The organism is Flavobacterium sp. DSR3-2 (genome assembly GCF_049896525.1).
Classification (GTDB): Bacteria; Bacteroidota; Bacteroidia; order Flavobacteriales; family Flavobacteriaceae; genus Flavobacterium.
Genome location: NZ_JAFCUM010000018.1, coordinates 14,163 through 29,137, shown reverse-complemented (window position 1 = coordinate 29,137; position 14,975 = coordinate 14,163). Strand labels below are relative to the sequence as shown.

General features: G+C 34.2%; 8 protein-coding genes. 6 read left to right on the top strand and 2 right to left on the bottom strand.

Annotated features, from left to right (window positions below; translation table 11 throughout):
* Window positions 1-345: 345 nt before the first annotated feature.
* On the top strand, window positions 346-3,216 hold the full coding sequence (locus ACP7AV_RS16160) for a triple tyrosine motif-containing protein (protein WP_426092827.1): 2,871 nt from the start codon (window positions 346-348) through the stop codon (window positions 3,214-3,216).
* Between the two features lie 64 nt (window positions 3,217-3,280).
* On the opposite strand, the gene ACP7AV_RS16155 is transcribed toward ACP7AV_RS16160, so the two are convergent.
* The gene (locus ACP7AV_RS16155; protein ID WP_426092826.1) at window positions 3,281-4,567 is read right to left on the bottom strand and encodes a UDP-N-acetylmuramoyl-tripeptide--D-alanyl-D-alanine ligase; all 1,287 of its coding nucleotides are present in this window, start codon (window positions 4,565-4,567) and stop codon (window positions 3,281-3,283) included.
* A gap of 67 nt (window positions 4,568-4,634) precedes the next feature.
* A complete protein-coding gene (gldJ, locus tag ACP7AV_RS16150; RefSeq protein ID WP_426092825.1) occupies window positions 4,635-6,320 on the bottom strand; it encodes a gliding motility lipoprotein GldJ in 1,686 nt (561 codons plus the stop codon).
* 208 nt (window positions 6,321-6,528) lie between these two features.
* Between gldJ and porU the strand changes: the two genes are divergently transcribed.
* From porU to ACP7AV_RS16125, 5 genes are all read left to right on the top strand, one after another.
* A complete protein-coding gene (gene porU / locus ACP7AV_RS16145) occupies window positions 6,529-10,359 on the top strand; it encodes a type IX secretion system sortase PorU (protein ID WP_426092824.1) in 3,831 nt (1,276 codons plus the stop codon).
* Between the two features lie 38 nt (window positions 10,360-10,397).
* Window positions 10,398-11,567: a type IX secretion system outer membrane channel protein PorV gene (porV, locus tag ACP7AV_RS16140; protein WP_426092823.1), complete on the top strand. Its 1,170-nt coding sequence runs from the start codon at window positions 10,398-10,400 to the stop codon at window positions 11,565-11,567.
* 82 nt (window positions 11,568-11,649) lie between these two features.
* On the top strand, window positions 11,650-12,132 hold the full coding sequence (gene cdd / locus ACP7AV_RS16135) for a cytidine deaminase (RefSeq protein WP_426092822.1): 483 nt from the start codon (window positions 11,650-11,652) through the stop codon (window positions 12,130-12,132).
* A 156-nt stretch (window positions 12,133-12,288) separates the two neighbouring features.
* Complete coding sequence (gene pdhA / locus ACP7AV_RS16130) at window positions 12,289-13,287, top strand: pyruvate dehydrogenase (acetyl-transferring) E1 component subunit alpha (RefSeq protein WP_091203731.1); 999 nt, start codon at window positions 12,289-12,291, stop codon at window positions 13,285-13,287.
* A gap of 7 nt (window positions 13,288-13,294) precedes the next feature.
* Window positions 13,295-14,950: a 2-oxo acid dehydrogenase subunit E2 gene (locus tag ACP7AV_RS16125; protein ID WP_426092821.1), complete on the top strand. Its 1,656-nt coding sequence runs from the start codon at window positions 13,295-13,297 to the stop codon at window positions 14,948-14,950.
* Window positions 14,951-14,975 lie beyond the last annotated feature (25 nt).

The window sequence follows — 14,975 nt, the reverse complement described above, 5'->3', positions numbered from 1 at the left end:
TTCTAAAAATTTTGGTTAATTGATTAGTAATTTGAAACAATAGTAGCAATATTTTTTCTATATTCATTTTAATTATTTACTACAAAAACACATCAAACTCTTTTTTATTACTTAACAAAAACACATCAAATAAATTATATATTATTGTATATTAATAGTTTATATATTTTTTATCATTGTTATTTAAATGTTAATTTAAATTAAAACCACTACATTTATAAAATAAATAAATCTTGTACTTTATTTATAGAATTCATTAGAATACAGCCCAATCTCTATGTATTTATAAATACTATTCATCTTCTTTTTAAAAGATTATTAACGCAACATATTTAGACTTCAATAATGAAATTTTCTAAACTTCAAATCCTAATTTTTCTGATTCTATACTCTGTAACAACCTATGGCCAGGTAAAAAATATTGGCCTACCAGAAATTAGAAATTACAAAAGAACAGATTACAAAGGAGGCACCCAAAACTGGAATATTGACCAAGACAAATATGGCAATATGTACTTTGCTAATAATAATGGCCTTCTTCAATTTGACGGATCTACTTGGAGAAAATACACTTTGCCTAATTTTTCCGCTATTAGATGTTTAAAAATTGGTGTCTCCGGGAAAATATTTGTCGGTGGTTACGACGAATTTGGTTATTTCGAATCAAACTCAAAAGGAAAACTAATTTATTTCTCCATTTCAAAATTAGTAAACCGTAAAAATATTAAAACAATTGACTTCATCTGGAAAATACACCTGGAAGACGATGAAGTTATTTTCCAATCTTTTGCAAGAGCATATATTTTCAAAAAAAATAATCTCAAATTACTTGAAGCACCTAATAAATTCCAATTTTCATTTCAAGTGAAAAATCAACTTTATTTTCAGGATGTATCTAAAGGCATAATGAAATATGAAAACGGACAATTACAACCTCTGGAAGGCTCTGCAACTTTAAACAATACCGAGATTTGGGGAATGTTTCCTATGCCTGAAAATAAAATACTCATTACCACTTTAGACAAAGGATTGTATTTGTATAACGGAGAAAAAATGACTTCATGGAATACGGAAGCTAATACTTTCATTAAAAAGAATAGTTCTCTAGGCGGAGTAACAATAAAGGATAAGTTCATCGTACTGAATTCTGTTTTAGATGGTGTTATTATCTGCGATTTAAACGGTAAAATAATTCAACACATCAATCATCAAAAAGGACTTCAAAACAACACGGCTCTCACCTCTTTCCTTGATAATAAAAGCAATCTATGGCTCGGGCTGGACAACGGAATTGCCTTTATAAATGAAAATTCTCCGTTTACTTATTTTGGCTTTAGTTTTGGTTTAAGCACCGTTTACGCATCAGTTGTTCATAAAGGAAATCTTTACGTGGCAACCAATCAAGGTCTTTTTTATCATTCTTGGCACAACACTATTACACAAAATGAATTTACACTTGTCGAAGGAACAACTGGTCAGGCATGGAACATCCAAGTGATTGACGACCAGTTAATATGCGCACACAATAAAGGTGCTTTACTGATATCGGGTGAAAAAGTGGTTAAAACACTAAATAATAAAGGACATTTTGGATTTAAGTCAATTCCAAATCGTCCAAATTATATCATTGGTTCTACTTATAACGGATTTACTGTATTTGAAAAAACAGTAAATAGCTTGGAATACAAAAACCAAATTGAAGGTTTTGATAAATCAGCCAATGCATTTGAATTAGATGAAAAAAATTTATGGCTAAAAAAAGATGAGTTAATCTATCAAATGAGAATTTCCGCAGATTTAAAAAAATTTAAATCAATTAAAACACACAAGAATTTATCAAATTCACTTCCAGGAATTGGAAGTATTCAGCGTATAAGAAACACTATTTACTTTCAGACAAAAAACCGTTTTTATAAATACTCCGAAGAACTAGATTTGTTTTTTGAGGATCAAAAAATTAGCGCCCTATTTAAGGAAATTCCAAAAATCTATTCCTTGACAGAGGATGACTACGGTAACATCTGGTACCTCTTTAATGAATCATTAGGCGTTTTAATGAAGAGCCGGAATGATAAATATAAAAACGCATTAACTCCATTTTCAAATTTAACAGGCAATTTAGTTAACAATTACCTATCCATAAATACTATAAATTCCGAAAACATATTCATAGGCTTAAATGATGGTTTAGCGCATTATAACACTAAATTATCTAATAATTTAGTTACAAAACCCAAGGCATTTATCCGAAGCTTTTCCTACCCCGGAGACACTTTGCTTTTGGGAAACGGGCAAAATAAAATTGAAAACCTAAAAATTCCGTACGCCTCAAATCAATTAAAATTTACCTTTTCATCCCCGACTTATGAAAATCTCGAAAACATAGAATTTTCCTATCAAATGGAAGGTTTTGACAACAGATGGAGCAATTGGTCAACAGCTGCCATAAAAGAATACACCAATCTAAAAGAAGGTGATTACACAATGAAATTAAAAGTTAGAAACAGTTACGGCATTCAATCTGAAGAAGCTTTTGCAACTTTTACCGTTTCCCCTCCATTTTATAGGCATTTTTTAGCTTATTTGTTTTACGTTCTAGTTGTAGTTGCTTCAATATTTTTTATTAGAAACAGAATTAAAATAAAAATACGAAAAAATAAATATTATGAAACAATTGAACAAAGACGGCTTTATTTAGAGAAAGAATCTAAAATAAGACAGGAACAGTATGAACTGGAAAAAGAAATTGAAAAATTAAAAAGCGACAAGCTGCAAATTAAGATTTTAGCAAAAGATAAAGAATTAGTCAATAACTCGCTGCAAGTAGTCAAGAAAAACAAAATCCTTAATGGAATCATTTACAAATTAAAAGACATCAATGTTGAATCCTTCGATGATTCTATCAAATTTCAATTTTCAAAGTTGAACAAAAGCATCACCAAAGAAGTTAATGCGGACAAAAGCTGGAAAGATTTAGAAAAACACATTAAGAATGTCCATTTTGATTTTCTCAAAAGATTGAAAGAAAAATATCAAACAATATCTCCCCGAGAATTGGATTTATCGACCTATTTATTAATGAATATGTCAACGAAAGAAATTGCAGAAATCATGAATATTTCAAGTGGCGGAGTGGAATTAGCACGTTACCGATTAAGAAAAAAATTAGACCTTAATAAAAAAGAAAATCTAACTGGTTTTTTAATGAGTATTTAATTCAACTAAAAAGTCCATCAACTTAAATTTTGATGGACTTTTTAGTTGAATTGTTTCATAATAACTACTTAATAAATTCCAAGGTTCGCTCTAATGCCATTGCTCGTGAACCTTTTATTAAAATTGTAGAATAAGTTAATTTCGTTTTTGAAAAATCATTTGAAAAACTTTCAAAAGTATCGTAGAACCAAAAATTATCTTTCTCTATTTTATTTTCGTAAAATGCTAAGCCAACAAAGTAACACTTAACATTTTCATCGTTGGACAACATGGCAACAATTGCTTCATGCTCTTGTAAACTTTCCTTTCCAAGCTCAAACATGTCTCCCAAAATCATAACCTTACTAGAATTCTCTAATTGTAGAAAATTCTCAATTGCTACTTTCATACTACTTGGATTTGCATTGTAAGCATCCAGTATAATCTGATTTGAGCCTTTTTGCACCAATTGTGATCTATTATTTTCAGGAATATAATTTTCCAAGGCCGATTTTATTTCACTATCAGCAACTCCAAAATATTTTCCTATCGTTACCGCTGCGTTAATGTTATTTGCATTATACAACCCTATTAAATGGGATTGTATTGTAAACCCGGAATAACCTATCTCAACAAACGGATTCGCTTTAACTGATAAAATATTAACATCCACAATTGCTTTATTTATACCAAAAGAATACGTTTTTAACGCAATTGACTTTTCAACTTGAATTGGGTCTTCCAAATTAATGAAAGCACTCTTATCATGGGCCGAAAGGTATTGATACATTTCACTTTTTCCTTCAATCACTCCTTCAACTCCACCAAAACCCTCTAAATGAGCTTTGCCAAAATTAGTAATGTAACCGTAATCCGGTTTTGCTAATTCACAAAGAAATTCAATTTCTTTTTTGTGATTCGCTCCCATTTCAACTATTCCAATTTCAGTTTCTGAAGTGAAAGAAAGCAATGTCAACGGAACTCCAATATGGTTATTGAGATTCCCAATGGTCGCCTTCGTTTTATACTTTTTAGAAAGCACGGCATTAATAAGCTCTTTAGTAGTCGTTTTTCCATTACTTCCCGTAAGAGCAATTATAGGCAATTTTAGATAATCACGATGAAATTTTGCTAATTCCTGTAGTGCAACCAAACTGTCTTCAACTAAAATTGTTCTGTGATCAATGCGATACGATTCGTCATCAATTATAACATATGAAGCACCTTTTTTTAATGCTTCTTTTGTAAATATATTAGCATCAAACCGCTCTCCTTTTATAGCAACAAATAATGAGTTTGGCTCAATTTTACGTGTATCGATCGAAACTGAACTACATTTTAAAAACAAATTATGAATGTACTTGATATCCATTTATAATGATTTTAAAAAAATAAAAGCCCTAATCAAAGGGCTTTTATTTTTATTATATATTAAAAATTTAATTTCTTGGTGATCTTTTCTTATCTGCTTTTGGTCCTACTCTTGACATAGCACATCTAAAACCAATATAATCCGTAGCCATATCTTGAGGAAAATACCTTCTTTGTGCAGGATCTAACCAATACGCTCTGTCTCTCCAAGAACCACCTTTATACACTCGAGATTCATCATTTATCAGTGTAGTTCTTTTGCTAGATCTGTCGTACTTTCTAACCATTTTACCTAAACTGTCTGTTGTAACATTGTGTTTAGGAGAATTGTACATTGTTTTCTCTGATTTTGTTTTATCATCATCAGATTCAGCATCTCCAAAATTATAATATCTGGTAGATTGTTTGTCACCATCTCTATAATTTGCGTTGTCGCTTTTATCAAAATTCTGTCTTAAATACGTTTCTTGTTCATCAACTGGAACTTGAGCAATCTGACCTGGAAAGTTTCTGGCAACAATTCTACCATTACTTAAAGTATCATACTTCATGTTGTCTTTGGTAACAATCTCCACTTTTCCATCAGAACCAATTTTGTTCTTAGTGTATTGATTTCCTCTAAAATAGTTAAAATCATTGGCTTCATTATCAACAATAGGTCTGTAAACATCTTGTACCCATTCTGCTACGTTTCCTGCCATGTCATACAATCCAAAATCATTAGCCGGATATTTTTTAACTTCATTTGTTATATCAGCACCATCATCAGACCAGCCTGCGATTCCACCATAATCACCATTACCTTGTTTGAAATTGGCCAATTGATCTCCTTGACTTTGTCTTTTTCCTGAACGGGTGTATCCACCTGACCAAGGATATTTTTTCTGTCCTTTATAGATATTATATTCTCTTTGACCTACATCTGCAGCGGCTGCGTACTCCCATTCTGCTTCAGTTGGCAATCTATACTCGGGCAAAAGAATTCCTGAAGAACGTTGTGCATATACATTTTTTGCTTCAGCGACAGTTCCGTCTTTTCCAGCTTTAGGAGTTTTCTTGGCTCCTTTTCCTCCTTTTAATACTATCTCTTCATTTCCTCCATAAGCTGAAGTAGGTGAATTTAAGTAGGTTTCAGTATCAAAATTACTCTCAGCAGTTACATCAAGCGTTTTTGCATTCTTTTTTAAGTATCCGTTTTTTTCTAAAAGCGCTTCATTTACACGTTGCGTTCTCCAATTACTAAATTCTACCGCTTGAATCCAATTAACCCCAACAACCGGATATTCAGCATAAGACGGGTGTCTCAAGTAATTATTGGTCATCGTTTCATTATAACCCAATCTATTTCTCCAAACTAAAGTATCTGGTGAGGCACCTTCATATATATTTTTGTAATTTTCCTCTGTTGGCGGATAAACACTTTTCAACCAATCTAAATAATCTAAATACATTGAATTGGTCACCTCAGTTTCATCCATATAGAAGGACTGAACGTGTTGTTGTGTGGGTGTATTATTCCAATCATGCATAACATCATCCTGCACTTTACCCATTGTAAACGTTCCACCTTCAACAAAAACCAAACCTGGTCCTGCTTCTTGCTTTTTCTTGCTTGAGCCTTTTTTACTGTCCATGTTCCAACCCGTCGCTCTTGAAGTGTTCTTTGAGCTGGATTTTTTACTGCAACTGGAGAAACCTACAATCAGCATGATTGTTAGTAACACCTGTAAGCCCATAATTCTGTTTGCTTTCATACTCTTTAGTGGGTAATAATTTTAGTGCCGCAATATAATAATTAACAATTAATCAGCATCTAACTTTTTTAATAAATTTATAAATCTAACTTTAACATTAAATTATCTATCCTAACGCAAATTTATAATATTTATTATTTACAATTACACGAAATGATTTATTTTTACTGATTAATAATAACGCACTATTAATCACGTTAAAAAAACAATGAGAAAAATACTTTTGGCTATTTTAGCCCTAATTCCGATCGTTTCTTTGGCTCAAATTAAAGGTGATGTTACCCTTGAATGGCTTGAAAAAAAAGAAATGTCTTATGGTGATTTTAAGGTTATTATTCCTCAATTTACAGGAAACAGTTTTCATTATGATGCTTCCAATAAAACGCTTGTTTTTACTTTAAACACAAAACAGTCCGTAACTTTTGACGAAGCAAAGGTGCAGATTACAAATGTCATTTATGAGCCAATGACTCTCTCTCAGCTTGGCGACTTATCTTCCGAAAACATTTTAAAAACAACAAATGCAAGTCTGCAAGTTTCTAATTCAAGAGATTTTAAAGAAGCATTTATTACCCTTTCACCTATAATTAAGGACGATTTTGGATTCAAACGAATTAAATCCTTTTCGTATGAAATCGAAAACAACACCTCCAGAATCCCGCAATCCAGCAAAACCGCTAACACCATTTCTAATTCAGTATTAGCAACTGGTAATTGGTTTCAATTTTATGTCGAAAAATCAGGAGTTTACAAACTCTCCAAAAGCTTTTTACAACAACTGGGACTTGATGTTAGTGCTGTTGACCCAAGGAAAATAAAAATATATGGTAATGGAGGTCGAATGCTACCACTGTCTAATAACATTTTTTACCCAAAGGATTTGATCGAAAATGCTATTCAAATTAACGGTGAAAGTGACGGAGTTTTCAATAATGAAGATTACATCCTTTTTTATGGCGAAGGAGTTGACAATTGGAATCAGGAAAGCAGAACGCACCTAAATTTGTATGATAAAAAATCTTGTTACTACATAACTGTACAAGGCTCCGATGGAAAAAGAATCGCACCTTTGACACAACCTACCGGAAACAGCACGCTGACCTTAACTTCTTTTGACGATTATCAATTCCATGAAGAGGATATTGTAAATATCGCCCGTTTGGGTCGTCAATGGTTTGGCGAATCATTTGAGGTAAAGAATGAGCAGGAATTTGATTTTGTTTTTCCAAATTTCGATTCCTCAACCCCTGTAAAAATCATGCTGACAGCCGCCGCCGCCGCTTTTACGCCAACCTCTTTTAATGTTACCGCAAATGGAAATGCGGCTGGCACCATTTCATTTCCAGCGTTAAAAAGCAATTCAGGAACCGAATTTATCGTTGGATTTTTACCGAATAACAGCAATTTCAGTGGAGCGGAAAACATCAAAATAAAATTAAAATACAATAACAATGGCGTTCCAGGCTCCAAAGGTTTCTTGGACAATATTAGGCTTATCGCCAAAAGAAAACTTTTAGGCTACGGAAAACAATTTCATTTTCAATACGATCAATCTGTTTCTAATCTTGGAATTGTAAATTATGAAATTTCAAATGCAACGGGAATTTCTCAAATTTGGGATGTTACCGACATTTATAGCATCCGAAATGTGGCGAATTCTAACCAGAACACCTTTAATTTTAAAGCAAATCTTGGCGAACTGAGAAAATACATCGCATTAGATCCAGCGGATTATTATATACCATTAAAAGACAGCAAATCAAAAATTGCGAATCAAAACCTGAAAGGCACACTTTTTAAAAACAGCCAAGGTCAATTTCAAGATATTGATTATGTAATTATTTCCCCCTCTTTTTTAACCTCACAAGCGGAGAAATTAGCCAGTTTTCATCGTACGTATTCTCATTTAAACGTAAAAGTAATTCCATTAGAATCGATCTATCAAGAGTTTTCTTCCGGAAAACAAGACGTTGCCGCCATAAGAAACTGTATCAAGTACATTTATGAAAATGCTTCAACACCGGATAAAAGAGTACGATTTATCAACCTATTTGGCGACGCCTCTTACGATTTCAAAAACCGGATCATAAACAATACAAATGTTGTACCTATATACCATTCCTTAAACAGTAACACTACAGGCGAATCCTCTTTTGCCTCCGATGATTTTTTTGGGTTAATGGATCCATCGGAAGGAAATGTGGTTTCTTATTTTGGCGGAATCGATATTGCGGTGGGAAGAATGCTGGTTAATGACACCAAACAGGCTGATGAAATGGTCAATAAAGTAATTGAATACCATGATTTAAAATCTTACGGCAGCTGGAGAAATAACTTTGTACTCGTTTCTGATGATTCCGATATTCCTTCAGATGCCACTTTGCAAAGCAGACAAAATAGTCTTGCAAACACAATTGCTTCGCAAAAACAGTTCTTGAATGTAAATAAAATTTTTTTAGATTCCTACGCTCAAGAAGCCTCTGCAGGAGGTTCCAGATATCCGAAAGCTCGAACTGACTTTTTTAATGCTTTCGAAAAAGGTGCTCTGGTATTTAATTATTTGGGACATGGTGGTGAAGACGGCTTATCTGCAGAACGAATTTGGGAAAAATTAGATGGACAAAACTTGAGTAATCAATTCAAATATCCTTTGTTTATAACCATTACGTGTGAGTTCTCGCGTTTTGACAATCCGTTTAGACCAACAGCTGGCGAATATACCTATTGGAATCCAAAAGGCGGAGCAATTTCAATGATTACCACAATACGCTCCATTGGTCAGTTTAGCGCAGAAAATTTCAACGATGCTTTCACCAAAAATCTGTTGTCGTATGGTTCAAACCAATACACATCAATCGCAGAAGCGCTGAGAATTTCCAAAAACAGCAATCCAAATTCAGCGACCAATGTTGTTTTTTACATTGGTGACCCAGCCATAATGCTTGCAGTAGCCAAACCAAAAATCAGACTGACAAAGGTAAATGACGTTCCCGTTACCCAAACTATGGACGACTTCAAATCATTGGCAAAAATCAAACTGACAGGAGAAGTTACGGACGAAAATAATAATCCATTGACCAATTATAATGGCGAAATTTCCACCACTATTTTTGACAAAACAGTCTCCAGAGCTACCTATAATAATGATGGCAACAGTCCAGTAATTAACTTTAATGTTTTAGGAGAAACAATATTCAGGGGAAACGCATCAGTTACTAATGGAAAATTTGAATTTAGTTTTGTTGTACCAAGAGATATTAGAGTCCCATTGGCAAACGGAAGAATTAGTTTTTATGCTAAAAAAAATCAATCATTGCAAAATGAAACTGGTTTCGACTCCAGCATAAAAATAGGCGGAATAAACGAAAACGCTACAGCAGACAATATTAGCCCAAGAGTTAAGTTATATATGAACGACGAGACTTTTGTTTCGGGAGGCATAACAAATGAATCTCCCTTTCTGGTTGCGCATCTCGAAGATGAAAACGGCATCAATACAGCCAGTGGAATAGGTCATGATATTGTTGCCGTTTTAGATGGAGATGTGACCAATCCTTTTGTTTTAAATGATTATTATCAAACAAATCTGGATGATTTTACAAGTGGAACACTTCGGTTTCCGTTGCGCAATTTAGCTCCTGGATTACACACTATAACATTCAAAGCATGGGATGTTTACAACAACCCCATAACTGCGGAAATACAATTTATTGTAGTGGGCGATCTAACGATAACATTGTCACATGTTCTAAATTATCCCAATCCTTTCGTTAGTTACACTGAGTTTTGGTTTACCCACAACAGACCTTATGAACCATTAGAAGTTCAGGTGCAAGTAATGACAATAACTGGGAAAATAGTTTGGACAAAAAATCAAATTATCACAACAGAAGGCTTTTTATCCAAAGAAATAACTTGGAACGGTAAAGATGATTTTGGCGACCGAATAGGAAAAGGCGTCTATGTGTATAAACTCACTGTAAAATCAAGCTTGACCAATAAGAAATCTGAAAAATTTGAAAAACTTGTAATACTTTAATATTATACTATATTTGTTTAATAAATATTTGCATCAAAATGAGAAAAATAATACCACTTTTTATCCTTTTATTTATAATTACTTCTGCTAACGCACAAGAAAGGGTAATAAATCCAGGGGTTCCTTTTTTATTAGTCACAGCTGATGCAAGAGCAGCAGGTATGGCTGATATTGGGGTTGCCACTTCTGCAGATGCTTTTTCTCAACAATGGAATCCATCAAAATATGCTTTTGCAACTGATGCACAAGGATTTTCCATCAGCTATACGCCTTATCTTACTGATATAGCAAATGATATTTCATTAGGACAATTAACCTATTATCAAAAATTGAATGACCGAAGTGCATTTGCAGGAAGCCTTCGCTACTTTGGTTTTGGAGATATTGAATTACGTCAAACAGGCGATCCTCTAGAAGACTTTCCAACAGTTTCTCCAAACGAATTTGCTATTGACGGATCGTATTCCTTAAAATTGAGCGAGAAATTTTCTATGGCGATCGCGGGACGTTTTATAAATTCAAATTTAAAAGTAGCTTCTGATAATAACGACGCCTCATCAGCAAGTACATTTGCGGTTGATGTTGCCGGTTTTTATCAGTCGGAAGAAATAGCGTATAACGAATTCAACGGAAGATGGAGAGCGGGATTTAACATCCAAAATTTAGGTCCAAAGATTAGCTATGATAATGATATTTTAAACAATAACTTCATCCCTGCAAATTTAAAAATAGGAACTGGTTTTGATTTTATTTTAGATGACTATAATAAGGTTGCCTTAAATGTTGAATTTAATAAGTTATTAGTTCCAACACCACAAGATCCAGATTTAAACGGCGATGGAACAGTAACATCCGAAGAACGCAATCAAAACAATGATGATTACCGATCTATCGGCTGGACATCCGGTGTTTTCAGATCATTTGGTGATGCTCCTGATGGATTAGGAGAAGAGGCAAAAGAAGTTACCTATGCTGTAGGAGCAGAATATTTGTACCAAAATTCCTTTGCAATGCGTTTGGGTTACTTTCACGAAAGTCCTGTAAAAGGTGCTAAACAATTTTTCTCTCTTGGAGTAGGTTTCAAATACAACGTAGTCAAAGTAGATGTTTCTTATTTATTTTCAGCGTCTAAAGTAAAAAATCCATTAGAAAATACACTTCGTTTTTCATTAACATTCAATTTTGGTGAAAAGTATGACGAATATTAAATTTAAATTAAATCATAATTAACAATCCAAATTTCAATCCGAGGCTTCGTGATGAAATTTGGATTTTTTTTCCTTTAAAAGCATGAAAGAAATAACAATTACAACACAATTTAAAGTATTTGATTCCACCACTGATTTACCAAATGATGTTCAGGATTTAATGGAACAAGCAGTGACAATAAGAAAAAATGCGTATGCACCTTATTCAAAATTCAGAGTTGGCGTTGCATTAGTTTTAGACAACGGTAAAATTGTTGTAGGTTCCAACCAAGAAAACGCAGCATATCCTTCTGGACTTTGTGCAGAACGTGTCGCCATATTTTATGCCGGCTCCATGTACCCTGATGCCAAGGTTTTAAAAATGGCAATTACCGCTGCTTCGGACACAAACCAAACTACAGCTCCAATTCCACCTTGCGGTTCTTGCAGACAATCAATTGCCGAATATGAAATTCGACAAAAGACCCCAATAGAAATTTATTTTATGGGAGAAATAGGTACAATTTACAAATCGGAATCCCTGAAAAATTTACTCCCATTTATGTTTGATAAAAAATTCTTGTAAAAAATCCAAAAATTGCCTATTAAATTTTAGTTCTTACTTGGAATGTCTTATTTTTGCATCCCGACCCTTCGGGGCGCAAATTTGTGGGAGGAAACTGTTTTGCGTTATAGGTACAAATTGATAATACAATAACACTTTAGCAAAAGAAAAATTCAGATGAAAGAAGTTACAAAAGAAGTATATTTAAAGTGGTATGAAGATATGCTGCTTTGGAGAAAGTTTGAGGACAAACTTGCAGCATTATACATCCAACAAAAAGTTAGAGGTTTTCTACATTTATACAATGGTCAAGAGGCAGTATTAGCTGGCGCATTGCACGCAATGGACTTGACAAAAGACAAAATGATTACTGCTTACAGAAACCACGTTCAACCAATAGGTATGGGAGTTGATCCTAGACGCGTAATGGCAGAACTTTTAGGAAAAGTTACCGGAACTTCAAAAGGGATGGGTGGTTCCATGCACATCTTTTCAAAAGAGCACCGTTTTTATGGCGGTCACGGAATTGTAGGAGGACAAATTCCTGTAGGTGCAGGATTAGCTTTTGCCGATAAATATTTTGAAACTGGCGGTGTTACTATGACTTATTTTGGTGATGGAGCAGCACGTCAAGGATCTTTACATGAAGCTTTTAATATGGCTATGTTGTGGAAACTTCCAGTTGTTTTTATTGTTGAAAATAATGGATATGCAATGGGAACTTCTGTAGAAAGAACAGCCAACCATACTGATATCTGGAAATTAGGTTTAGGTTACGAAATGCCTTGCGGACCAGTTGACGGAATGAATCCTGTAAAAGTTGCTGAAGCAATGACTGAAGCAATTGACAGAGCACGTCGTGGAGACGGACCAACTTTCCTTGAAATGAAAACATACCGTTACAGAGGTCACTCTATGTCAGATGCGCAGTTATACCGTTCGAAAGAAGAAGTAGAAGAATACAAAAAAATAGATCCAATTACTCAAGTTTTAGATGTAATTAAAGATCAAAAGTATGCTACAGAAGAGGAAATCGAAGCTATTGATCAAAGGGTAAAAGATTTAGTGGAAGAATGTGTAAAATTTGCCGAAGAATCTGAATACCCACCTATTCAACAACTTTACGATGTAGTATACGAACAAGAGAACTATCCATTTTTACCTCATAAACTATAAATCAATTATGGCAACAATAATTACAATGCCTCGTTTGAGCGATACGATGACGGAAGGAACGGTAGCGACTTGGCTAAAAAAAGTAGGTGATAAAGTAAGCGAAGGAGATATCCTTGCAGAAATTGAAACTGACAAAGCAACAATGGAATTTGAGTCTTTCAATGAAGGAACACTTTTACATATAGGAATACCTGCAGGTGAAACTGCACCGGTAGACTCTTTATTAGCAATTATAGGAACTGAAGGCGAGGATATTTCGGCCTTACTAGCAGGAAAACCAGCTGATGCAGCTCCAGTTAAAGAAGAAACTAAAGCTACAGAAGAAACAATAACGAGCCCTGAAATTACAAAAGCTGCAGCACCCGCAACAACTTCATTACCAAAAGGAGTTGTAGTTATCACGATGCCTCGTTTGAGCGATACCATGACGGAAGGAACTGTAGCTACTTGGTTAAAAAAAGTAGGAGATGCTGTTGCTGAAGGTGATATTCTTGCTGAAATCGAAACCGATAAAGCAACGATGGAATTCGAATCTTTTAACGAAGGAACTTTATTATATGTAGGAATTGAAGAAGGCAATACTGCACCTGTTGATAGCCTTTTGGCAATCATTGGGCCTGCAGGAACTGATATCAGTGGAATTGCTGAAAATTATAAAACTGGTGGAGCACCACAAGCGGCTCCTAATGCAGTAGAAGAAAAAGAAGCTGCTTCAACAGAAAAAGCTTCGGAACCAATCGTTCAAGAACCATCAACTGACGGTCAACGAATTTTAGCATCACCATTGGCAAAGAAAATTGCAAGTGATAAAGGAATTCAATTGACACAAGTAAAAGGTTCTGGTGAAAACGGACGTATTGTAAAAAGCGATATCGAAAACTTTACCCCACAAACTACAGCTGCTCCGGCAGCGGCATCTGAAACTGCATCGACGAAAACAGAAACTGTAGACGTTGCAAAACCATTTGTTCCAGCAGGAGAAGTTTTCACAGAAGAAATCAAGAATTCGCAAATGCGAAAAATCATTGCGAAACGTTTAGCAGAATCTTTATTCACGGCACCGCATTACAACTTAGTAATTGAAGTGACTATGGATGAAGCAATGAAATCAAGAGTTATCATTAACAGTATTCCAGATACAAAAGTATCTTTTAACGATATGGTGATAAAAGCATGTGCAATGGCTTTGAAAAAACATCCAAAAATAAATTCACAGTGGAGAGAAGATTCAATTCTTATTAATCATCACGTAAATATTGGAGTTGCTGTAGCTGTTGAAGACGGATTAGTAGTTCCTGTAGTACGTTTTACAGATGCTATGAGTTTATCTCAAATTGGCGGAAGCATAAGAGATCTTGCAGGAAGAGCAAAAAACAAGAAATTATTACCTACAGAAATGGAAGGAAGTACTTTTACAGTTTCTAATCTTGGAATGTTTGGTATTACCGAATTTAATTCAATCATTAACCAACCCAATTCTGCTATCCTGTCTGTAGGAGCTATTGTAGAAAAACCGATTGTAAAAGACGGTCAAATTGTAGTTGGAAATACGATGATGTTATCTTTAGCTTGCGACCACAGAACAATTGATGGCGCAACTGGAGCTCAATTTTTACAAACATTGAAACAATTTATAGAAAATCCAGTTACGATGCTTGCGTAATAACTCGGTTTTAAAATAGTAATCC